20 protein-coding genes and 2 pseudogenes are annotated in these 20,740 nt (G+C 70.5%); 13 read left to right on the top strand and 9 right to left on the bottom strand.

What is annotated here, in order from left to right:
* Positions 1-479: 479 nt before the first annotated feature.
* Positions 480-662 (top strand): annotated as a pseudogene (locus U5640_RS33995) (MBL fold metallo-hydrolase); the annotation flags it as partial.
* Between the two features lie 391 nt (positions 663-1,053).
* On the opposite strand, the gene U5640_RS33990 reads toward U5640_RS33995, so the two are convergent.
* Positions 1,054-1,392: a winged helix-turn-helix domain-containing protein gene (locus tag U5640_RS33990; RefSeq protein WP_340381041.1), complete on the bottom strand. Its 339-nt coding sequence runs from the start codon at positions 1,390-1,392 to the stop codon at positions 1,054-1,056.
* Positions 1,393-1,551: 159 nt separating this feature from the next.
* On the opposite strand from U5640_RS33990, the gene U5640_RS33985 reads away from it, so the two are divergent.
* The 9 genes and pseudogenes from U5640_RS33985 to U5640_RS33945 all read left to right on the top strand — a co-directional run bounded on the left by U5640_RS33985 (position 1,552) and on the right by U5640_RS33945 (position 8,086).
* A complete protein-coding gene (locus tag U5640_RS33985) occupies positions 1,552-2,172 on the top strand; it encodes a universal stress protein (protein ID WP_340381039.1) in 621 nt (206 codons plus the stop codon).
* Positions 2,172-2,300: a hypothetical protein gene (locus U5640_RS33980; RefSeq protein ID WP_340381037.1), complete on the top strand. Its 129-nt coding sequence runs from the start codon at positions 2,172-2,174 to the stop codon at positions 2,298-2,300. The genes U5640_RS33985 and U5640_RS33980 overlap by 1 nt, the downstream gene beginning before the upstream one ends.
* Before the next feature lie 139 nt (positions 2,301-2,439).
* Complete coding sequence (locus U5640_RS33975) at positions 2,440-3,498, top strand: TerC family protein (RefSeq protein WP_340381035.1); 1,059 nt, start codon at positions 2,440-2,442, stop codon at positions 3,496-3,498.
* Positions 3,495-4,097: a hypothetical protein gene (locus tag U5640_RS33970; protein ID WP_340381033.1), complete on the top strand. Its 603-nt coding sequence runs from the start codon at positions 3,495-3,497 to the stop codon at positions 4,095-4,097. Before U5640_RS33975 ends, U5640_RS33970 begins: the two co-directional genes overlap by 4 nt.
* Positions 4,098-4,167: 70 nt before the next feature.
* On the top strand, positions 4,168-4,950 hold the full coding sequence (heR, locus tag U5640_RS33965) for a heliorhodopsin HeR (protein ID WP_340381031.1): 783 nt from the start codon (positions 4,168-4,170) through the stop codon (positions 4,948-4,950).
* Positions 4,951-5,048: 98 nt separating this feature from the next.
* Positions 5,049-5,234, top strand: a pseudogene (locus U5640_RS33960) (MBL fold metallo-hydrolase); the annotation flags it as partial.
* Positions 5,235-5,538: 304 nt separating this feature from the next.
* Positions 5,539-6,423 carry an ABC transporter substrate-binding protein gene (locus U5640_RS33955; RefSeq protein ID WP_340381029.1) on the top strand — a complete coding sequence of 295 codons (885 nt, stop codon included), beginning with the start codon at positions 5,539-5,541 and terminating at the stop codon, positions 6,421-6,423.
* Positions 6,420-7,337 carry an amino acid ABC transporter permease gene (locus tag U5640_RS33950; protein WP_340381027.1) on the top strand — a complete coding sequence of 306 codons (918 nt, stop codon included), beginning with the start codon at positions 6,420-6,422 and terminating at the stop codon, positions 7,335-7,337. The genes U5640_RS33955 and U5640_RS33950 overlap by 4 nt, the downstream gene beginning before the upstream one ends.
* Positions 7,334-8,086 (top strand): amino acid ABC transporter ATP-binding protein, encoded by a 753-nt coding sequence (locus U5640_RS33945; RefSeq protein ID WP_340381025.1) that lies wholly within the window; start codon positions 7,334-7,336, stop codon positions 8,084-8,086. Before U5640_RS33950 ends, U5640_RS33945 begins: the two co-directional genes overlap by 4 nt.
* 39 nt (positions 8,087-8,125) lie before the next feature.
* Here U5640_RS33945 and aroQ read toward each other — a convergent pair whose 3' ends face one another.
* Positions 8,126-8,599 carry a type II 3-dehydroquinate dehydratase gene (aroQ, locus tag U5640_RS33940; RefSeq protein WP_340381023.1) on the bottom strand — a complete coding sequence of 158 codons (474 nt, stop codon included), beginning with the start codon at positions 8,597-8,599 and terminating at the stop codon, positions 8,126-8,128.
* 196 nt (positions 8,600-8,795) lie between these two features.
* On the opposite strand from aroQ, the gene U5640_RS33935 reads away from it, so the two are divergent.
* Positions 8,796-10,067 (top strand): MFS transporter, encoded by a 1,272-nt coding sequence (locus U5640_RS33935; protein ID WP_340381021.1) that lies wholly within the window; start codon positions 8,796-8,798, stop codon positions 10,065-10,067.
* 10 nt (positions 10,068-10,077) lie between these two features.
* On the opposite strand, the gene U5640_RS33930 is transcribed toward U5640_RS33935, so the two are convergent.
* The 7 genes from U5640_RS33930 to U5640_RS33900 form a co-directional block, all read right to left on the bottom strand.
* Complete coding sequence (locus U5640_RS33930; RefSeq protein WP_340381019.1) at positions 10,078-11,178, bottom strand: ionic transporter y4hA; 1,101 nt, start codon at positions 11,176-11,178, stop codon at positions 10,078-10,080.
* A gap of 66 nt (positions 11,179-11,244) precedes the next feature.
* A complete protein-coding gene (locus U5640_RS33925) occupies positions 11,245-11,559 on the bottom strand; it encodes a hypothetical protein (protein ID WP_340381017.1) in 315 nt (104 codons plus the stop codon).
* Between the two features lie 126 nt (positions 11,560-11,685).
* On the bottom strand, positions 11,686-12,687 hold the full coding sequence (locus U5640_RS33920; protein ID WP_340381015.1) for a TerC family protein: 1,002 nt from the start codon (positions 12,685-12,687) through the stop codon (positions 11,686-11,688).
* Positions 12,688-12,920: 233 nt separating this feature from the next.
* Positions 12,921-14,945, bottom strand: coding sequence for a TerD family protein (locus U5640_RS33915; RefSeq protein WP_340381013.1), 2,025 nt, complete (start codon positions 14,943-14,945; stop codon positions 12,921-12,923).
* A 54-nt stretch (positions 14,946-14,999) separates the two neighbouring features.
* The gene (locus U5640_RS33910; protein WP_340381011.1) at positions 15,000-15,578 is read right to left on the bottom strand and encodes a TerD family protein; all 579 of its coding nucleotides are present in this window, start codon (positions 15,576-15,578) and stop codon (positions 15,000-15,002) included.
* Positions 15,579-15,737: 159 nt separating this feature from the next.
* A complete protein-coding gene (uvrB, locus tag U5640_RS33905; RefSeq protein WP_340381009.1) occupies positions 15,738-17,888 on the bottom strand; it encodes an excinuclease ABC subunit UvrB in 2,151 nt (716 codons plus the stop codon).
* Positions 17,889-17,969: 81 nt separating this feature from the next.
* The gene (locus U5640_RS33900) at positions 17,970-18,833 is read right to left on the bottom strand and encodes an MHYT domain-containing protein (RefSeq protein ID WP_340381007.1); all 864 of its coding nucleotides are present in this window, start codon (positions 18,831-18,833) and stop codon (positions 17,970-17,972) included.
* A 279-nt stretch (positions 18,834-19,112) separates the two neighbouring features.
* Here U5640_RS33900 and U5640_RS33895 point away from each other — a divergent pair, with 279 nt between their 5' ends.
* Positions 19,113-19,985, top strand: coding sequence for a glycerophosphodiester phosphodiesterase family protein (locus U5640_RS33895; protein ID WP_340381005.1), 873 nt, complete (start codon positions 19,113-19,115; stop codon positions 19,983-19,985).
* A gap of 96 nt (positions 19,986-20,081) precedes the next feature.
* On the top strand, positions 20,082-20,636 hold the full coding sequence (locus tag U5640_RS33890) for a methylated-DNA--[protein]-cysteine S-methyltransferase (RefSeq protein WP_340381003.1): 555 nt from the start codon (positions 20,082-20,084) through the stop codon (positions 20,634-20,636).
* The last annotated feature ends 104 nt before the right edge of the window (positions 20,637-20,740 follow it).

Here is a 20,740-nt window from a genome sequence, read left to right as displayed (position 1 = left end):
TGCAGTAGCGCTGTTCGGCGGGACGCCGCCGGATCCCGGACCCGGCGGTGCAACCCACTGTCGGCTCCCCACGGGGGCCTTGGCGGAGAAAGCCGGGCACGTGCACACGAAGGAAGGGAATCCGCTGCTTTGCGCATGAACCCCACGACCCTGGAAAGCGCCGCCGTCCAGGAGCGGCGCCGGCGTTCTGGTCTCGGCGCTGAGCGTGTCAGCCACTGATCTGACGCCCCACCGCACGCCTGTGAGTTCTTGAACTCACCGAATCGTCAGGGAAACACAGATGCGTGAACTCCGGACACCCGGAGCCGCGTCGGAGGTCCGCGAATTCCTCCGCCTACTCGTGACATCCGTCCAGGCAGATGGATGCAGATCGACTGGAGAGTGGCTCATGACGTCCTTGTGGCGTTTCGTGCCGGGTACTGGCTGGGTTCTTCAGCCCGTCCCGGTCTCCCCGGGGTGTGTGATCACCACCCCTGACATTCCCGGGGGGTCCTGGTCGGACAACACGTCCGGAAGAGTTCAACTCCCTGATGGACGGCCTGGAGACCAAGCTGTTCGACGTCCTGCCCGACGAGACGTGGATCTACCCCGGCCACGGCAACGACACCACCATCGGCACGGAGCGGCCCCACCTCGCGGAGTGGCGCGCACGAGGCTGGTAACCGTCCAACGACGACCGCCCGTTGATCTTGGCCGGAGGCCTACCTGTTTCGGTGACATCGGCACAGCCGTTGACGCCGAGATTGATTTCGGCCCGGTAGCCGGTTGTTCTGGTCGCCGGTTGCCGACCGGATGTTTCCTCGTCGGGCTCTTCCGCCTCCTCGCCCCCCGGGGCCGAGCCAGCGGTCGAACGGCGCGGCCGGGCCCCGGCCTTTGGTTCCGAGCACACCGCGCCCCTTTCGTACGGTGCAGTGGCAGCCGGATCACGCGCCCCCTTCCGCCCGCCCCGCTGAGCCTCGGGCAAAAGGAATCGGTCCCGGCCGCCCCACGAGGAGAGGGCGGCCGGGACCGGCTGCTGCACACCCTGGTGCCGCCTGCCCGGTTGGGCGTCTGTCACGAGGCCGTGCGCTCGGAATCGGCGACGGGGGTGTCCTCGCGATGCAGGAAGGTGGCCAGGAGGTCGCCGACGGGATGGTCGGCCTCGCTGGGATGACGCAGGGCGACGGTGGGATCGATGGTGTAGCGGTTTCGGCGGCCGACGCGCTCGCGAGTGAGGTATCCGGCCGCTTCGAGGTCGGCGACGATCAGCTGGACGGCGCGTTCGGTGATGCCGATGTCGTCGGCGACGTCGCGTCCGCGCGCCTCGGGGTCACGGGCGAGGGCGATCAGAACCCGGGCGTGGTTGGTCAGGAAGGTCCACTGGTCGCCGCGCGCGCTGGAAGGCTGGCTCATGGTCTTCATCATACGAAGCCGACTTCGCATTACCAACAACCTTTCGCGAAAAATAATTGACGAAAAAGTTTTCGCGTAACCGAGGACGGGAATCAGAGGGGCAGGTGACGCTGGACGCACCCTCACCACCCTCTTCGACCCCGCTGAAAGGGGGTCCCGATGTCTCCCCAGACCTCCATCCCGACCCTGACCCGCCCGGCAGACACCGGCTCTCCGGTGCTGCCGCTGTCCCTGCCGCACCCGGTCACCGCACTGGTGACCAACCGTCCCGAAGATCTGGCCGTGGTGGACGCGGCCGTGCGGCTGGCCGCTCCCCGCAAGGCTCCGGTGCTGCTGGTCGCCGTCCTGCCCGCGCCGTCACAGGTCCCGGACCGCGCCCGTGTGGACGCGCAGGCGGCGCGGCTGTTCCTGGCCCAGGTGCTGCCCCGGCTGCGCGCGGCCGGGGTCGGCTACATCCCGGTCGCCCACCGCGTCCCGGCAGAGAGCGGAGGGCAGCCCAGGCTGCGGGCCGCGGGCGGTGTGCTGGCCTTGGCCGCCCGCCACCATTCACCGCTGGTGGTGGCCTCCAGCCGGGGGCCGGCCGGTCTGGACGCGCACAGCCTGATCGAAGCCTCCGCCGTGCGCGGCGGCCCCTTCGTCTACGCCGTCGCACCCACCCGCGAGACCGTGCCTGTCGCCGACGTGGGGCCGACTCCGGCGGACCTGTCGCCCGCGGGGGTGCGCAATGTATGGACGCTCGCCCAGCGCCGCCTGCCCACGGCCAGACGGATCGAGGCGTGATGAACGGCCTGCACGTGCTCGCCCCCTGGTGGCTGCTTGCGCTCGTGGACCTGGTCGTCGGCGGTCTGTGCCTCGTCCTCGTCCTGCGCCCGCGCCGCCACCACACCACTGACCGCCGGCCCGCCTGAACCGGGGAGGTGAACGCCTGGACGAACTGCATCAGCGCCCGGGCCCGGCAGCCCTCCGAAGCCCGCCAGGCCCGGGGCACCACTCCCCGCCTTCCTGTCCGCCCCTGCATTGCGCTCCGCACGAGGAAGCCGATCCACCATGAATGAACTGTCGTTCGCCGTCCCGCTGTGGGTATGGGCCGCGGTCACGCTCGGCATCGGCGTGATGCTCGCCGTCGACCTGATCGCCCACCGCGACAACCACGTGATCGGCTTCCGCGAGGCCGCGCTGTGGAGCGGCCTGTGGATCGCCATCGGCCTCGGCTTCGGCCTGATCCTGTGGGCGTGGCAGGGCGGCGAGGCATCGTCGACGTACTACGCCGGCTACCTGATCGAAAAGGCCCTGTCGATTGACAACGTCTTCGTCTTCGCGCTGGTCTTCTCCTTCTTCGCCGTGCCCGACGCCTACCAGCACAAGGTCCTGTTCTGGGGCGTCATCGGCGCGCTCGCGGCCCGGCTGGTGTTCATCTTCATCGGCGCCGAACTGCTGCAGGTCTTCTTCTGGACCGCCTACCTCTTCGGGGCATTCCTGATCTGGACCGGCTACAAGATGGCCGTCTCCAAGGACGAGGAGGTCCACCCCGACCGCAACCCCGTCGTCCGACTCGTCAAGAAGATCATCCCCACCGATCCTCGCTTCCACGGCGACAAGTTCTTCATCCGCGTCAGCGGCAAGCGCTTCGCCACACTGCTGTTCGTGGTCTTGGTCGCCATCGAGGCCACCGACCTCATCTTCGCGGTCGACTCCGTCGCCGCCGTCCTGGCCATCACCACCAACACCTTCATCGTCTGGACCGCCAACGCCTTCGCCATCCTCGGCCTGCGCAGCCTGTACTTCTGCCTCGCCGGGCTGCTGCGCCGCTTCCAATATCTGCACTACGGACTCGCGGTGCTGCTCGCATTCGCCGGCGTCAAGCTCATCCTCTCGGAGACGCCCGTCGGCAAGCTGCCCATCCCCCTGACCCTCGGCGTCATCGCCGTCACCATCACCGTCTCCATCGCCTCGTCCCTTATTGCCACCCGCGGCGAGGACAGCGACAGCAGCGAAACCGCATCCCAGGCGGACCGCACGTCCGACATGCAGCCGCACTCGGCCACCGGCGCCCACACCTCGACCCCCTCCGCCAGCCCGCACCATCCGGAAGGACGGCCGTCATGACCACCCTCAGCCCCCACCGTCGCAGCACCCCCGCACCGCCCCACACCTCCCCCGTCCACGCCTACACCGTCGCCGGCGGCCCGGAAGGCGGTCGCGTCCTGGCCGTCCTGACCGGCGCCCGCGCCGATGCGGACGTGGCCGCCCACGCGGGCCAGCTCGCCGCCCGCACCGGCCGCACGGTGACCGCCGCGGTCGCCTTCCGCTCCAACGGCTTCAGCGTCAACGCCCTACTCCACATCGCCCGCCCCCGCCGCCTCACCCACCAGGCGGAAGCCGTTCTCGCACCCCACACCGAATCCTTCGCCGTAGCCGGTCATCACCGCAACGCCATCGTCCTGCTCCCCGCCCGCACCAACCCCTTTCACCGCCTACCCGCCCGTGCCCTGGCGCGGTTCGCCGCCCGCATCGGCGCCACAACCGTGATCACCTCCGTGCCCCTCCACCCACCCGGCCAGCACTTCGCCAGAGTCCACGACGCGTCCGGCACCGCAACCCCAGCCACACCCGGGGAGAGATCTCGGGGGGCGCCCCGGAGACCAACGGTTCCGGCGGATCCCCGGGCGCCACTCGGGCGACTTTCCGGCAAGGCTGTGACGTGACTGCCGTGATTCCCGGCCGACCGGTACGACCATGCTGACGTACCGCGGCACCAGCCACTGGGGAGAACCTGTGGAGCGAGAGGACGGCACACCGGTGGCCACCGGTGTCACCACCGAACGTCTCACTGGGCTCCGCAGGTGGAACCTGGCGCTCACGCTGCTGCACCTCATCCAGGCCGTGGCCATCGTCCTGCTCGCCGGAAGCTTCTCGATCACCGTGACCTCCTCCGTCCCCGAGGGGCCACCGGGAACGGCAGCGCCCGCCCCGGAAGCGTTGTTCGACGTGCCCATCGGCTGGGCCGTCGCCGTCTTCCTCGCCCTCGCGGCAGCGGACCACCTGCTGACGGCGACCGTGTGCCGCGACACATACGAACGCGACCTCAGACGTGGCATCAACCGTTTCCGGTGGCTGGAGTACGCACTGAGCGCAACCCTGATGGTGCTCCTCATCGGCTTCTACGCGGGCATCACCGGCCTCAATGCCGTCATCGCCGTCGTCGGCGCCAACGTCGGGATGATCCTCTTCGGCTGGCTCGAGGAGGAGATGAACCCGCCGGGGCGGGCGAGGACCAGGATGCTGCCGTTCTGGTTCGGGACGCTGGTCGGCGTCACGCCGTGGGTCTCGATCGCGTACAACACCGCCGCGGCCGAGACCGTCCCGGGCTTCGTGTACGGAATCGTTCTCGTCCAGGCCGCCCTCTTCTTCAGCTTCGGTCTCAACCAGTGGCTCCAGTACCGCGGAGTCGGCCGGTGGTCCGACTACGCATACGGCGAAAAGGCCTACCTGGTCCTCAGCCTCGTGGCGAAGTCACTCCTGGCATGGCAGATCTTCGCCGGCTCACTGGCCGACTGAACCTCTTCGACGGTACGCGCGGATTCCCGAAGATCCACGTGTGAAGGAAGACGAGGTACGGCGCGGGGAACATCCCAATATTCAAGAGAACCTGGGACTTCCCGGGCGGCGTGGGCAACACCTGGAAGGATCCCCGGGCGTTCGCCGGCCTGATCCACGACGTCGAGACGAAGATCTTCGCCGTGCTGCCGGACGAGACCTGGGTCTCCCCGGGCCACGGCAACGACACCACGCTGGGCGCGGAACGCCCGCAGCTGCCGGAGTGGCACGCGCGCGGGTGGTGAGACGGGGTGAGGAGTTGACGCGGGGCGCGTGAAGTCGTTCACGCGCCCCGTGTGAATCGTGCGCACACGCCGGTGCCTCGCGCGCGCTCCCCGCCCACCTGGTTGCGCGGTCAACTGGTCTCAGCCCCGCGCGGGATGACGGCTCCGGCGCGGAATGGGCCGCCGGTCTTCGATCCCCGCCCTCGGCCGGCGGCCCAGGCCCCATCCGGCGCACCTGTTCACGAGAATGCAACACCGTTCCCACCATGCGGACAAACACGGGCGTGACCTGGACAGACGCGGATTTCGCTGCCACTCTCCCGCCATGCACCTCGCCCCTCGTGTTCTGCGCCGCGCCGCCGCCGGCGCCACCGTCGCCCTCCTCGCGACCGCGGTCGGCTGCGCCCCGCAGCCCGAGGCCGACGCGTCCGCCACCTCCTCCGCCTCGGCCGGAAAGACCTGCGCCACGGGCGAGTTGGCGACCAAGACCTCGGGAAAGCTGACCGTCGCCACCGACCAGCCGGCGTACGAGCCCTGGTTCAAGGACGACAAGCCGGCCAACGGCGAAGGCTTCGAGTCGGCGGTGGCGTACGCCGTGGCGCAGCGGCTCGGGTACGACAAGAGCGCCGTCGTCTGGCAGAGCGTGCCGTTCAACAAGGCTTTCGCACCGGGTGAGAAGACCTTCGACTTCGACATCAACCAGGTGTCCGTCAGCGCCGAGCGCAAGAAGGCCGTGGACTTCTCCTCCGGCTACTACGACGTCCGCCAGGCCGTCATCGCGCTGAAGGGCAGCAAGGCCGCGAAGGCGACGAGCATCGCGGACCTGAAGGGCCTCAAGCTGGGCGCCCAGGTCGGCACCACCAGCCTCGACTACATCGACGACGTGGTGAAGCCGAGTCGCCAGGCCGCCGTCTACGCCAAGAACGACCAGGCCAAGTCCGCCCTGAAGAACGGCCAGGTGGACGCGATCGTGGTCGACCTGCCCACCGCGTTCTACATCACCTCCGCCGAGGTGACGAACGCGGAGATCGTCGGCCAGTTCGAGAACCAGGGCGGTACGCCCGAGCAGTTCGGGCTCGTCCTCGACAAGGGCAGCGCCCTCACCGCGTGCGTGACCGACGCCGTGGACGCCCTCCGCGCGGACGGCACCCTGGCGAAGATCGAGCAGCAGTGGCTCTCCGACGCCGTCGACGCCCCGGTGCTCAAGTGACGGTCACGAAGGAGGAGTCCGGCCAGGAGGGGGCGGACGACCAGGGGGACATGTCCGGCGGCGGCGACACCTACGTCCCGTCGCAGCGACGGCTGGACCGCGAGCGCTACCGGCGCACGCGGGCCCGTCGCGCCACGGCCGTCGCCGCCCTGTCGACCCTGGTCACCGCCGTCGTCCTGTATCTGATCGTCGTCGGCGCCCCCGGCTGGCCCCGCACCAGGGAGACCTTCTTCAGCGGGCAGTACGCGCGCGAGGCGTTCCCCAAGGTCCTGGAGGGGCTCTGGCTGAACGTCCGGCTGCTGTTCGTCTGCGGTGCCGCCGTCCTCGTCCTCGGCATGCTCATCGCCGTGGCCCGCACCCTGCGCGGTCCGGTGTTCTTCCCGCTGCGGGTGCTGGCCGCCGCGTACACGGACTTCTTCCGCGGACTGCCGCTGATCATCAACCTGATGATCGTGGTCCTGGGCGTCCCCGCGCTGCGGCTCCAGGGCGTGACGGTCGACCCGGTGCTGCTCGGCGGCACGGCGCTGACCCTGACGTACTCGGCGTACGTCGCCGAGGTGTTCCGCGCCGGCATCGAGTCGGTGCACCCCTCGCAGCGCGCGGCGGCCCGCTCCCTCGGCCTGTCCAACCGTCAGGCCCTGCGGTACGTCGTGCTGCCCCAGGCGGTGCGCCGCCAGGTGCCGCCGCTGCTGAACGACCTGGTGTCCCTGCAGAAGGACACCGGTCTGGTGTCGATCGGCGGCGCCATCGACGCCGTACGCGCGGCGGACATCATCGTGGGCCGCAGCCTCAACTACACGCCGTACATCGTGGCGGGGCTGGTCTTCGTCGCGCTGACCATTCCGATGACCCGCTTCACGGACTGGGTGACGGCCCGGATGGACGGCCGGCGGGCCCAGGGAGGAACGACATGAGCGACGCCCCGGTGCTGCGGATGGAGTCCGTCCGCAAGACCTTCGGCGGCTCGGTCGTCCTGCGGGACGTCGACCTGGAGGTCGCCCCGCACACCGTGACCGCGCTGATCGGCGCCTCCGGCTCCGGCAAGTCCACCCTGCTGCGGTGCGCCAACCTCCTGGAGGACATCGACGACGGCGCGATCTGGCTGGACGGCGAGGAGATCACCGACCCGCGCACCGACCCGGACGCGGTACGGCGCCGTATCGGCGTGGTCTTCCAGTCGTACAACCTGTTCCCGCACATGACCGTGCTGGAGAACATCACGCTGGCCCCGCGCCGGGTGCACGGCGTGGCGCGCGCGGAGGCCGAGGAACGCGCCGGGGAGCTGCTGGAGCGGCTCGGACTGGGCGCCAGGGCCGGTGAGTACCCCGACCGGCTCAGCGGCGGCCAGCAGCAGCGTGTGGCGATCGCACGCGCCCTCGCGGTACGTCCCCGGCTGCTGCTGCTCGACGAGATCACCGCCGCCCTCGACCCGGAACTGGTCGGCGAGGTCCTGAACGTCGTCCGTGACCTGAAGGGGGAGGGCATGACCATGGTGCTGGCCACGCACGAGATGGGCTTCGCCCGTGAGGTCGCCGACCAGGTCTGTTTCCTGGACGGAGGGGTCGTGCTGGAGCGCGGCCCGGCCGAGCGGATCTTCGGCGACCCGCAGCAGGAGCGCACCCGGCGCTTCCTGCGGCGGATCGTGGAGGCCGGCCGGCTGTGACCGGGGGCAGGTAAGGGGCGTACTCCTGGAGGCCGGTGCTTACGTGTCGGCCTTCCCCGTCCCCGCCAGAGCGGCGACCCGCTCGACCCCGAACACGTATCCCTGCACCCCGCACCCCGCGATGACCCCGTCGGCGCGCAGCGAGACGTACGAGTGGTGCCGGAAGGACTCGCGCCGGTGGATGTTGGAGATGTGGACCTCCAGCACCGGCAGGCCGTCACAGGTGTTGAGCGCGTCCAGGATCGCCACGGACGTGTGCGAGTAGGCGCCCGGGTTGATCACGATGCCGGCGTGGTGCAGGCGGGCCTCGTGGATCCAGTCGACGAGTTGTCCCTCGTGGTTGGACTGGCGGAAGTCCACCGTGCCGCCGTGGGCCGCCGCCGCCTTCACGCACAGCGCCTCCACGTCGGCAAGCGTGTCGGACCCGTAGATCTCCGGCTGGCGCTGACCCAGGAGGTTCAGGTTGGGGCCGTTCAGGATCATGATCGGGGCGGTGGCCAGGGTGTGCGGCACGGTTCCTCCGGTCCGTTCGGGGCGGTCCGTCGGGAACCGCCGCTCGGACCCGGTCTATCACGGGGGAACGGCGCACCGGGGAGCCGCCTCGGTCCTCCCCCGCCCCTCCGGTCACCCCCGTGCGCCCCCGTAACCGGTCGTCACCATGGGTAGTTGACGCGGCATGCACGATGTACGCACCGTAAGGGCGCCCTCCATGCCACGGCTCGCCGCCGCCTCGCTCACGGGGACGGCCGTCGAGTTCTACGACTTCTTCGTCTACGGCACCGCGGCCGCGCTGGTCCTCGGGCCGCTGTTCTTCCCGACGTTCTCGCCGCTGGCCGGGACGCTGGCCGCGTTCGCGACGTTCGGCGTGGGCTTCGTGGCGAGGCCGCTCGGTTCGGTGCTCTTCGGGCACATCGGGGACCGCCGGGGCCGCCGGCCGGTCCTCGTCGCCTCCCTGCTGCTGACCGGGGTGTCCACCGTCGCGGTGGGCTGCCTGCCGACGTACGGCGGCATCGGGGTGGCCGCGCCCGTGCTGCTGGTCGTGCTGCGGTTCCTCCAAGGGCTGGGGGTCGGCGGGGAGTGGGGTGGCGCGGTGCTGCTCACGGCGGAGCACGCGCCCGCCGAGCGGCGCGGGCTGTGGTCGAGTTTCCCGCAGGTCGGACCCGCGATCGGGTTCCTGCTGGCCAACGGGGTGGTGCTGGCGCTGTCGGTGACGCTGACGGAGGCTCAGTTCACGTCGTGGGGGTGGCGGGTGCCGTTCTGGGCGGCCGGGGTGCCGGCCGTGCTCGGGCTGTGGCTGAGGTCGTCGCTCCCGGAGAGCCCGCGCTTCCTGGAGCTCGGCGACCACGCGCGCGTGCCGCTCGTGGAGGTCGTGCGCGACCACGGGCGGCTGGTCCTGCTGACCGCCGGCGGGCTGGCCGTCGGGTACGCGATCTTCTACGCCGTGACCACCTGGTCCCTCGCGTACGCCACCGAGCGGCTCGGGGTGAGCCGCACCGTGATGCTCACCTGCATCATGGGCGCCGTGGTGGTGAAGGGCGCGCTGACGCCGGTGGCGGCGATGCTGGGCGACCGGTTCGGACGCCGGCCCCTGTGTCTCGCGGGCTGTGCGGCGGCAGCGCTGTGGATGCTGCCGATGGTGGCGCTGCTGGCGACCGGCGCTCCCCTGGCGATGTTCGTCGGGTTCCTCGGGGCGCTCCTCGCGTTCGTCACGATGTTCGGGGTGATCGCCGCGTATCTGCCCGAGCTGTACGAGCCGAGGGTGCGCTGCACGGGCGCGGCGGTCGGCTACAACCTCGGCGGTGTCCTCGGGGGTGCGCTCACGCCGATCGTGGCGACGGCGCTGGCGGAGCACTCGGGGCGCATCCCGTGGGGGGTGGGCGTCTATCTCACGGTGATCGCGCTGGTCAGTCTGGGCTGTTTCGCGCTGCTGCCGGAGACCCGGCCGGTGCGGCGGACGGCCGTGCAGCCGGTCCTGGAGTGATCCCTGCCCGTCAGGGGTTGACCGCCAGTTCCAGGTAGGCCAGGAACAGGACGAGATGGACACCGCCCTGCAGCGGGGTGGCGCGTCCCGGCACCACGGTCAGGGAGCTGACCACGACGGTCAGCGCGAGCAGCACCATGTAGGTGGCGCCCAGGCCCAGGACGAGGGGGCCGGAGAGCCAGACGGAGGCGAGGGCGACCGCGGGGATCGTCAGGCCGATGCTGGCCATGGCGGAGCCGAGCGCCAGGTTGAGGCTGGTCTGCACCCGGTCGCGGCGGGCGGAGCGCAGGGCGGCGATGGTCTCGGGGAGCAGCACGAGCAGGGCGATCACCACGCCGACGACCGCGTGGTGCAGTCCGGCCGCCTCCACCCCGGACTCGATCGTGGGCGAGACGCCCTTCGCCAGGCCCACCACCCCGACCAGGGCCAGACCGAGGAGCCCGAGGCTGCTCAGCGCGGCCCGTGAGGAAGGGACGCCGACGTGGTCGTCGGCGGTGATCGCCTCCCCCTGGCGGGTGACCGGCAGGAAGTAGTCGCGGTGCCGGACGGTCTGGGTCGCCACGAACAGGCCGTAGAGGATCAGCGAGGACAGCGCGGCGAAGGTGAGCTGGACAGAGGAGAACTCCGGTCCCGGTTTGCTGGTCGTGAAGGTCGGCAGCACCAGGCTGAGGGTGGCGAGCGTCGCCACGGTGGCCAGGGCGGCGCCCGTGCCCTCGGGGTTGAACACGGCCGTGCCGTGCCGCAGCGAGGCGACGAGGAGGCAGATGCCGACCACGCCGTTGCAGGTGATCATCACGGCGGCGAAGACCGTGTCCCGTGCGAGGGTCGCGGACTTGTCCCCGCCGTCCACCATGAGGGTCACGATCAGGGCGACCTCGATGACCGTCACGGCGATCGCGAGGACCAGGGAGCCGAAGGGTTCGCCGACCCGGTGGGCGACGACCTCGGCATGGTGCACGGCGGCCAGGACGGATGCGGCGAGGACCGCGGTGACCAGCACGACGACCGCCACAGGCAGGTCGCGGCCCCAGGTCAGGATCAGGAGCGCCACGGCCAGCCCCGGCACGAGGGTCGTCCACCGGGCGATGGGCGTCCTGAGCCGAGCGATCATGCAGCGATCGTCGCAGAGCTGTGGGGGCTTCGCATTCGGGCTCCGGCGGCCGGTGCGGCCCGCGCGTCAGCCGAAGACGGTGATGTCCTCGACGTCGCAGTCGGTGAAGGACGGGGGCTTGGTGCAGAGCGCCGCCATCCGCTCCGCGAACTTGCTCGTCTCGGGGGATGCGCTGTTGCGCATGGCCTCCTCGTGGGAGTCGAACTCGACCACGACCAGGTAGTGGTCGGGCCGGCTCCTGTCCTTGAGGACGAGGCGCCGCACGGGGCCGCCGACGCCGTCCCCGAGTTCCCGGTCCCCCTCCTCGGCGAGCGCGCGCATCTCGTCGATCCGGTCGGTCTCGAAGTCGATGATTTGGACGAACTTCTGTGAACCGCTCATGGTGCCTCCGCCCGTGACGGGCGCCCCGGGTGCGGGGCGCCCGTGTTCAAAGGAAGCACCGGGAGCGGCGGGCGGCAATGCGCCGCGCACCGCCGGCCGGGCTGGTTGTTCCTACGTCGTCGGTGGTCAGGCCTCGATGCTGTCCTTCGGAGCGCCTTCGCTCTCCGTCCGCGCCGCCTCGGCCGCCGCCTGCTTCTTCGAGGCGCGCAGACTGGTGATCGTGGTGACGACCAGGACGCCGCAGATGACGCCGAGCGAGACCGGGATGCTGATCTCGGGGACGTGGACACCGGACTCGTGCAGCGCGTGCAGCACCAGCTTGACGCCGATGAAGCCCAGGATGATCGACAGGCCGTAGCTGAGGTGGACCAGCTTCCTCAGCAGGCCGCCGATGAGGAAGTACAGCTGCCGCAGACCCATCAGCGCGAAGGCGTTGGCCGTGAAGACGATGTACGGGTCCTGCGTGAGGCCGAAGATCGCGGGGATCGAGTCGAGCGCGAACAGGACGTCGGTGGTGCCGATCGCGAGCATCACGACGAGCATCGGGGTCATGACCCGCTTGCCGTTCTGCTCGATCCACAGCTTGGTGCCGTGGTAGCGGTCGGCGACGCCGAACCTGCGCTCGGCCGCCTTGAGCAGCTTGTTCTCCTCGAACTCCTCGTCCTCCTCGTCGGCCCGGGCCTCCTGGATGAGCTTCCAGGCGGTCCAGATGAGGAAGGCACCGAAGAGGTAGAACACCCAGGCGAAGCTGGCGAGGATCGCGGCGCCCGCGGCGATGAAGACGGCCCGCAGGGCCAGGGCTATGAGCACGCCCACCAGCAGGACCCGCTGCTGGTACTGCGACGGGACGGCGAACTTCGCCATGATCAGGACGAAGACGAAGAGGTTGTCGACGCTGAGCGACTTCTCGGTGATGAAGCCCGCGAAGAACTCTCCGGCGGGCCGGCCGCCGCCGAAGACGAGGAGGCCGAGGCCGAAGAGGCCCGCCAGGGCGATCCAGACGACGGTCCAGATGCCGGCTTCCTTGATCGACACGTCGTGCGGCTTGCGGCCGATGAAGAAGTCGACCGCGATCAGGGCGGCCAGACCCACGATGGTGAGAACCCACAGGTTCAGGGAAACATCCACTGCGCCTCCGGCAGTACGTAACGGCAGGTAATCAGCGTCGTCGCGCTGCCGGAGGTCTCTTCCACCCGGTCCCGGCGGGACGGGCCGGCGTCCCGGGATCCTCTTCGATCCGTATTGACGGGTGCGCCGCAGCAAGGGAGTACTCCCCTCCGTACGGAAGACAGTACCCCAATCACCAAGGAAAGGTAAAGTGATTGGCAAAAGAAAGGCCAAGTTGGCTGCTCAGAGCAGCTTTACGTGTACTTGGTGCGCGCGCTCGCCACCTGGGCCAAGACCTGCTGGAGCACCGCGCTGCCGGGTGGCACGAGCGCCGGCTCATAGGTCCAGGCGTGCCCCACCCAGGGGTCCGCGAGGTGGTCGTCGGGCACCGCGGTCAGGCGGAGCAGCCCCCGCCACAGCGGATCCAGCAACGGACCGTAACCGGAGGCGTCCTCCCGGTCGGCCACCAGCATCAGATGGACGCCCACGGCGGGACCCTCGTCGGCGAGGTAGCGGAGCTGGTTGACGGCCCGGTCGTCGAAGCCGTGCGGGAAGTCGTTGACGACGAGGAACTGCTGGGAGGTGTCGAAGCCGGGCGGGAGGGAGTCGGCGGCACCGCCGCGCACCGCCATCTGCACCAGGTCGACGCGCTGGGTCAGCCGGCCCAGGACATCCGCCACCCCCGCCGCCCCGGCCGCCGGCGGAGCCGCGAGCACCCCGGCCCCGACGAGCGGTGCGAGGGCCTGCGCCCCGGAGCCCGCCGGGTCGATGACGTGCACGGTGAACTCGGCCGCCGGATACACCGCCAGCAGCCGGGCGGTGTGCGCCACGGCCGACACCAGGGCGAGATGCCGCAGCTCGTGGGAGTCGACGAACGGCCCTTCGGCCGATCCCGAGCCGCCGCTGTCGATCCACAGCCCGCGCTCCAGCGGGAGGCGCACCAGCATCGGGATGCGCAGCGGGTCGCTCTCGGGCAGATGGAGGTCGCCCAGGCGCAGCGCCATCGGCATCTCCATCGGGACTCTGTAGGCGTGCCAGGCCGGGCTGTCCCAGCGGGCGTAGGCCGGGGGCAGCGCCGGTTCGACGACGTCGGACTCGGCGCCCAGCTGGACGAGGTCCCGCTCCAGGGCCTGCCGGGCCTGGTCGACGAGCTGGACGTGGCGGGCCTGGGCCGCCTCACGGGCCGCGTCCCCCTGGCCGCCGAGCCTGCTCCGCGGGTCGGACAGGACCCGGTCCAGCTCCGTCTCCATACGGGTGTCGGCGAAGTCGACGGCGCTGCGGTACGCGGACGTGGTGCGCGCCAGGTCCTCGAACATGCCCCAGACCTGGTTGTAGAGCCGCTCCTCCATCGACCAGCCGGTCGCGTCGCCCGCGACGGGCGGGGCGGGCTGCCCCGGCTGGGCCGGCGGTGCGGTGGGCGGGGGCGGCGGCGGGGCGCTGTTCCGCCGACCGGGGTGGACGTAGTCGACGGGGCCGCCGACGGCGGGCGGGGTCGGGGGGACCGGCTGGCCGGGTGCGGGGCCCGCCGGTGCCGCACCCGTGGGAACGGAATCCGACGGCGTGCCCGTGGGCACGGAACCCGTCGGCGCGTCGGCCGGATAGCCGGTGCCTCCCTGCGTGCCGTACCCGGAGCCGCTCTGGTCCGGGCCGAGGGCGGACGCGGCCGCCTGCCGGGAGCGGTCGGCGTCCGGGGTGCGCGGGGGCGGGGCCGGGACCGAGCGGGCCAGGCCCTGGGCCACCGCCTCGTCGATACCGGCCGCGAGCTGCTGCGCCTGGGGCAGGCCCTGGTCGGTGAGGAGTTCGGCGAGACCGCCCGCGTACCCCTGGCCGACGGCCCGCACCTTCCAGGCGTCCTGGCGCCGGTAGAGCTCCAGGGCGACGACCGCCGACTCGGCGCTCAGACCGCTGACGGTGTACCCGGCGACCTCGGTGCCGTCGAGGCCGGTCACCCGGACGGCGGGCGGCGGCACGGCGCCGAAGCTGACCGGGCCCGACCCGTCGCCCGTGGGCAGGGAGAGCAGGACGTTGACCCGGTGCACGCTCGCCGGCATGGCGTCCAGGTCCACGGCGAGGCGGTGATCGGCGGCCGCCTGCCGGGAGACCTCCAGGCCGGGCAGGGTCGGGGAGCCCGGGTGAGCCACCCATTCGACGCCCTGCGCCCTGCCGTTCTCGTCGCTGAGCGTGGCCGCGGCCACGACCGGTGTGCCGGCCGAGATCCTGATCTCGAGGCGAACCGTGGAGAGCGGGTGGTTCTGCCCCCGCACCAGCTCGGCCGTCATCGCCTGTCCCCCTGTGTCGCGTGTGGTGTTGTCGTGTCGGTCGGCCGGGCCCTGTTACAGGAGCGGCACGAGGGCGGGCATCAGGTCCTGGAAGGTGCGGCCGTTGGCCGGGGTGCCGAGGGCCGTCATCGTCCAGCCCGCGCCCGAGCGGTGCACCTTGGCCATGATCTGGGCCGTGTAGGCGCCGCCGCCCGCGAGCGTGTAGCGCGCCAGCTCCTGGCCGTTGGTCTCGTCGACCAGTCGGCAGAAGGCGTTCTGCACCTCCTGGAAGGTCTGGCCGGTGAAGGAGTTCACGGTGAAGACGATCTGGTCGACGTGGACCGGGACGCGCGCGAGGTCGACGAGGATCGCCTCGTCGTCGCCGCCCTGGCCGACACCGCCGACGAGGTTGTCACCGGTGTGCCGGACGGAGCCGTCGTCGCTCACCAGGTGACGGAAGAACACGACGTCGACCGGCTGCTTGTCCGCGAACAGCACGGCGGAGGCGTCCAGGTCGATCTCCCGGGTGCGGGAGCCGAACAGGCCACGCCGCGGGGCCGCCTGCCAACCGAGACCCATGCGGACCGCGGTCAGGCTGCCCCCGTCGTTCTTCTGCAGACTGATGGCCTGGCCCTTGGTCATGTTGACGGTCACGGGCTGATTCCCCTCTCGAACTGTCCCCTGTTGCCGCGGCGTCCGCGGTTGCGAAAACCCTACGCACAGGCACTGACAGTGCCGCACCCGGGAACGCACTTTGTGTCGGTCTTGCAACACTGCGCGTCGCGGCCCGGGCACGGCGACCCCACGGGTCCGTCAGGCCAGACCCGCCTCCCTCATCTGCCGCAGCTCCTTCTTCATCTCGGAGACCTCGTCACGGATCCGGGCGGCCACCTCGAACTGCAGGTCGGCGGCGGCGGCCCGCATACGCGCCGTCATCTCCTCGATCTGCTCGGCGAGTTCGGCCGCCGGACGGTCGGTGGGGACCGTCTCCTTGGCCTTGCCCCTGGCCGACCTGGACGGGGCGGCCGCCGCCTTGGCCGCCTTGTCGCCGAGGGAGGGCACGGGGGCCTTGGTGCCGCGTCCGTCCTTCTTCGCCCGGTAGCCCGTACCGAGCAGCTGCTCGGTGTCGACCTCCTCGCGGGCGATCTGCGCGACGATGTCGTTGATCTTCTTGCGGAGCGGCTGCGGGTCGATGCCCTTCGCCTTGTTGTAGGCGATCTGCTTCTCGCGGCGGCGGTTGGTCTCGTCGATGGCCCGCTCCATGCCGGGCGTGATCTTGTCGGCGTACATGTGCACCTGACCGGAGACGTTGCGCGCCGCGCGGCCGATGGTCTGGATCAGCGAGGTGCCGGAGCGCAGGAAGCCCTCCTTGTCGGCGTCGAGGATGGCCACCAGGGAGACCTCGGGCAGGTCGAGGCCCTCCCGCAGGAGGTTGATGCCGACCAGGACGTCGAACTCGCCGGCGCGCAGCTCGCGCAGCAGCTCGATGCGGCGCAGGGTGTCGACGTCGCTGTGCAGATAGCGCACCTGGATGCCGAGTTCCAGGAAGTACTCCGTGAGGTCCTCGGCCATCTTCTTGGTGAGCGTGGTGACCAGGACACGCTCGTCCTTCTCCACGCGGGTGCGGATCTCGTGCACCAGGTCGTCGATCTGGCCCTCGGTGGGCTTGACGACCACCTCGGGGTCGACGAGGCCGGTGGGACGGATGATCTGTTCGACGACGCCGTCCCCGCGGGAGAGCTCGTACTTGCCGGGTGTGGCCGACAGATACACCGTCTGCCCGATGCGCTTCTGGAACTCCTCCCACTTCAGGGGACGGTTGTCGAGGGCGGAGGGCAGCCGGAAGCCGTGGTCGACGAGCGTGCGCTTGCGGGAGGCGTCGCCCTCGTACATCGCGCCGATCTGCGGCACGGTGACGTGCGACTCGTCGATGACGAGCAGGAAGTCGTCGGGGAAGTAGTCGAGCAGGGTGTTCGGCGGGGAACCGGGCTCACGGCCGTCGAAGTGCATCGAGTAGTTCTCCACGCCGGAGCACGAGCCGATCTGGCGGAGCATCTCGATGTCGTAGGTGGTGCGCATCCGCAGCCGCTGGGCCTCCAGGAGCTTGCCCTGCTTCTCCAGCTCGGCCAGCCGCTCCCCCAGCTCCTTCTCGATGTCGTTGACGGCCCGCTCCATCCGCTCGGGGCCGGCGACGTAGTGGGAGGCGGGGAAGACGTACAGCTGCTCGTCGTCGCTGATGATCTCGCCGGTGAGGGGATGCAGCGTGGACAGGGCCTCGATCTCGTCGCCGAACATCTCGATGCGGACGGCGAGCTCCTCGTAGACCGGGAAGATCTCGACGGTGTCGCCGCGCACCCGGAAGGTGCCACGGGTGAACGCCAGGTCGTTGCGCGTGTACTGGATGTCCACGAAGCGGCGCAGCAGCTCGTCGCGGTCGATCTCCTCGCCGACCTTCAGCGGGACCATCCGGTCCACGTACTCCTGCGGGGTGCCGAGGCCGTAGATGCAGGACACCGAGGCGACCACGACGACGTCCCGCCGGGTGAGCAGCGAGTTGGTCGCGGAGTGGCGCAGCCGCTCGACCTCCTCGTTGATCGAGGAGTCCTTCTCGATGTAGGTGTCCGACTGCGGTACGTACGCCTCGGGCTGGTAGTAGTCGTAATACGAGACGAAGTATTCGACCGCGTTGTTCGGCAGGAGTTCGCGGAATTCGTTCGCCAGCTGGGCGGCCAGGGTCTTGTTCGGCGCCATCACCAGAGTGGGCCGCTGGAGCTTCTCGATCATCCACGCGGTGGTGGCGGACTTGCCGGTGCCGGTCGCGCCGAGCAGGACGACGTCCTTCTCGCCGGCTTCGACGCGCCGGGCGAGCTCGGCGATGGCCGTCGGCTGGTCGCCGCTGGGCTGGTAGGGGCTGACGACCTCGAAGGGCGCCACCGTGCGTTCGATGTGAGAGACGGGCCGCATGCCATCCACCGTACGACCCCCCACTGACAACGGGGCCGGATCAGCGGTTTCGTGCGGGTGGACCCCGGTCCTGGGGCGGGGTCAGCGGTTCTGCGGTGTGCGGGACTCGCGGTGGGGGACCTTGCGGCGGGGCCGCAGCACCGGACGGCGGGCGGAGTGCTGCACACTCGGGTGCGCCGGGACGCCGGGCTTGTGTTCGACGGGGGTCCAGCGGGGCTTGCCCACCATCAGCGGGTCGAACATCACGACGACACCGGCGAGCACCAGGAAGGCGAGGGGGCCGATCAGCATCGGCGCGAGGAGGGTCGCGGGCGAGTCGCCGTCGGCCGGGCTGCCGGTCGCGTGCAGCTGGACGCTCAGCGCGGCCATGCCCGTGTAGTGCATGCCGGTGACGGCGAGCCCCATGACGAGGCTGGCGCCCACGCTCCACAGGAAGCCCCTGACCTGACCGGCCGACCACAGCGCGGCGGTGGCCGCGGCCATGGCTATCGCGACGGAGAAGCCGACGGTGACCGTGTTGTACTCGAGCTTGCCGTTGAACCGCATCCCGGCCATGCCGAGGTAGTGCATCGACGCGATGCCCAGCCCGGTGATGGTGCCCCCGGTGAACAGGGCCGTTCCGCTCGCGCCCCGGTAACCGACGATGAAGACCCCCACGCCCACCATGAGGACGGCGACGGCGAGACTGGCGTAGGTGGTCGCCTTGTCGTAGTGGATCGGGGCGCCCCTGATCGTGAAACCCATCATCGCGATGAAGTGCATGGTCCAGATGCCCGAGCCGATCGCGGCGGAGCCGAGGGCCAGCCATCCGGGGCGCCACGAGTCGGCGACGAGCAGGGCTCTGGTGGTGCAGCGCAGGCCGAGTGCACCGCCGAGGCAGGCCATCAGGTAGGCCACCAGCGGGGTGACGATTCCGTAGCTGAATCCGTCGACCGTGCCGTGCATGCGCGGTTTGCCCTTCCGCCCTGTTGCTTGCTTTTTTCCTTTACGCGCCCCTCCCAGGACCGCGCGGGGGCGGCCAAGGCTGAGAGAGAGTATGACCCCCACCGGAATGGTCGAACGATTTTCCGGCAAAGAAACACGTCCTTGCCGCACCTGTGCAGCAGCGGTGAGCGGCCTCTGTCGCCCCCTCCTTTCATCCTCCGGTCATCCCGCACCCGCCCCACCGTCGACTCCGTGCTGTCAGAGTTGAGCTGTACGTGAGCACCGAAGCGAGGAGTACGCATGCACGCGCGCACCGTAGCCGTCACGACCACCGCGCTCCTGGGTACCGCCGCCTTGATGCTCCCGGTCCACGACGCCCGCGCGGGCATCCCCACCCACGCCGTGGTCGTCGCCCACCGGGGGGCCTCGGCGCTTGCCCCGGAGAACACCCTGGGCGCCGTCGACGAGGCCGCCGCCCTGGGCATCGTCTGGGTGGAGAACGACGTCCAGCGCACCAAGGACGGCGAGCTCGTGGTGATCCACGACGACAGCCTGCGCCGTACCACGGACGTGGAGGAGGTCTTTCCCGACCGTGCACCCTGGAAGGTGAAGGACTTCACGGCGGCCGAGATCGCCCGGCTGGACGCGGGGAGCTGGTTCGGCGCGACGTACACAGGCACGCGCGTGCCCACACTGAAGCAGTACATGCAGCGCGTGGAGCACAACCACCAGAAGCTGCTCCTGGAGATCAAGAACCCCGAGCTGTACCCGGGCATCGAGCAGCAGACGCTGAAGCTGCTGAGCAACGAGGGCTGGCTCGACGAGCGGCATGCGGCAGGACGGCTGATCGTGCAGAGCTTCAGCGCGGACAGTCTGCGCACGGTGCACGACCTGATGCCGGCGGTGCGGACCGGTCTGCTGGGCAAGCCGGCCGAGGCGGACCTGGCGCGGTACGCCGTCTTCGCCGACCTGATCAACCCCTCGCACACCGGTCTGTCACGGAGTTACGTCGACGCCGTGCACGCACTGAAGGGACCGCACGGCAAGCCGATGAAGGTCTTCGTCTGGACGGTCGACGACGCCGCCCGGGCGCGGACCGTCGCCCGGTACGGGGTCGACGGTCTGATCACCAACAAGCCCGACGTGGTGCGCAGGGCCCTGTACCGGTACTGACGGCGCTCGCCGGCACCCTGGTCGGTGGCGTGGTGAGTGCCCTCGCCAGTGGCCTTGTCAGTGGCCTTGTCAGTGGCAGGCCGTACGGTGGGGCGCATGGACAGTCTTGGGCGGGACGGGCAGCAGGTCGTCTGGGCGGTGGTCGGCACCGGCATCGGTCCGTTGCTGCTGGCGGCGACCCGTGCGGGCCTGGTCAACGTGGTGTTCCACGCCACCGACGCGGTCCGGGACCAGGCACTCGCCAGGCTCGCGGGCCGGCTGGGCGCGGAGCCCGTCGAGGCGCCGGACTCTCCGCTGCTGGCCGAGGCGATACGCCAGGTGGACGCCTATTTCGCAGGGGAGCGGCACGCGTTCGAGCTCCCCCTGGACTGGTCGCTGATCTCGGGCTTCAACCGCCAGGTCCTGCGCGAGCTCGCCTCCGAGGTGCCGTACGGCGCGGTCGTCGGCTACGGCGATCTGGCCCGGCGGGTCGGGCAGCCGCGGGCGGCGCAGGCGGTGGGGACGGCGATGGGCGCCAATCCGCTGCCCGTCGTCGTGCCCTGTCATCGGGTCGTCGAGAGCGACGGCGGCATCGGCGGGTTCGGGGGCGGTCTGGAGACGAAGCGGAAGCTGCTCGCGCTGGAAGGGGTCCTGCCCGAGCCGCTGTTCTGAGGGTCCTCCGGGGCTCCGGGCTCCTCGCCGACGGGCTTCTCTGCGACGGGTGGCCGTCCGCCATGCGTCGCGGACCGGTGGCGTCCCCCACAGGCGGCCGGGGT

This window comes from Streptomyces sp. SS7, assembly GCF_037993025.1.
Taxonomy (GTDB): Bacteria; Actinomycetota; Actinomycetes; order Streptomycetales; family Streptomycetaceae; genus Streptomyces.
This window is presented reverse-complemented; position numbering and strand designations above follow the sequence as displayed.

Coding starts and splice junctions, on each gene's coding strand:
- U5640_RS33915 (WP_340381013.1), bottom strand. CDS start 14,945: ATGACGGCCGAGCTGGTGCGGGGGCAGAACCACCCGCTCTCCACGGTT.
- U5640_RS33900 (WP_340381007.1), bottom strand. CDS start 18,833: ATGCACGGCACGGTCGACGGATTCAGCTACGGAATCGTCACCCCGCTG.
- U5640_RS33930 (WP_340381019.1), bottom strand. CDS start 11,178: ATGATCGCTCGGCTCAGGACGCCCATCGCCCGGTGGACGACCCTCGTG.
- U5640_RS33955 (WP_340381029.1), top strand. CDS start 5,539: ATGCACCTCGCCCCTCGTGTTCTGCGCCGCGCCGCCGCCGGCGCCACC.
- U5640_RS33925 (WP_340381017.1), bottom strand. CDS start 11,559: ATGAGCGGTTCACAGAAGTTCGTCCAAATCATCGACTTCGAGACCGAC.
- U5640_RS33990 (WP_340381041.1), bottom strand. CDS start 1,392: ATGAGCCAGCCTTCCAGCGCGCGCGGCGACCAGTGGACCTTCCTGACC.
- U5640_RS33890 (WP_340381003.1), top strand. CDS start 20,082: ATGGACAGTCTTGGGCGGGACGGGCAGCAGGTCGTCTGGGCGGTGGTC.
- U5640_RS33895 (WP_340381005.1), top strand. CDS start 19,113: ATGCACGCGCGCACCGTAGCCGTCACGACCACCGCGCTCCTGGGTACC.
- U5640_RS33945 (WP_340381025.1), top strand. CDS start 7,334: ATGAGCGACGCCCCGGTGCTGCGGATGGAGTCCGTCCGCAAGACCTTC.
- U5640_RS33980 (WP_340381037.1), top strand. CDS start 2,172: ATGAACGGCCTGCACGTGCTCGCCCCCTGGTGGCTGCTTGCGCTCGTG.
- U5640_RS33970 (WP_340381033.1), top strand. CDS start 3,495: ATGACCACCCTCAGCCCCCACCGTCGCAGCACCCCCGCACCGCCCCAC.
- U5640_RS33985 (WP_340381039.1), top strand. CDS start 1,552: ATGTCTCCCCAGACCTCCATCCCGACCCTGACCCGCCCGGCAGACACC.
- U5640_RS33935 (WP_340381021.1), top strand. CDS start 8,796: ATGCCACGGCTCGCCGCCGCCTCGCTCACGGGGACGGCCGTCGAGTTC.
- U5640_RS33975 (WP_340381035.1), top strand. CDS start 2,440: ATGAATGAACTGTCGTTCGCCGTCCCGCTGTGGGTATGGGCCGCGGTC.
- uvrB (WP_340381009.1), bottom strand. CDS start 17,888: ATGCGGCCCGTCTCTCACATCGAACGCACGGTGGCGCCCTTCGAGGTC.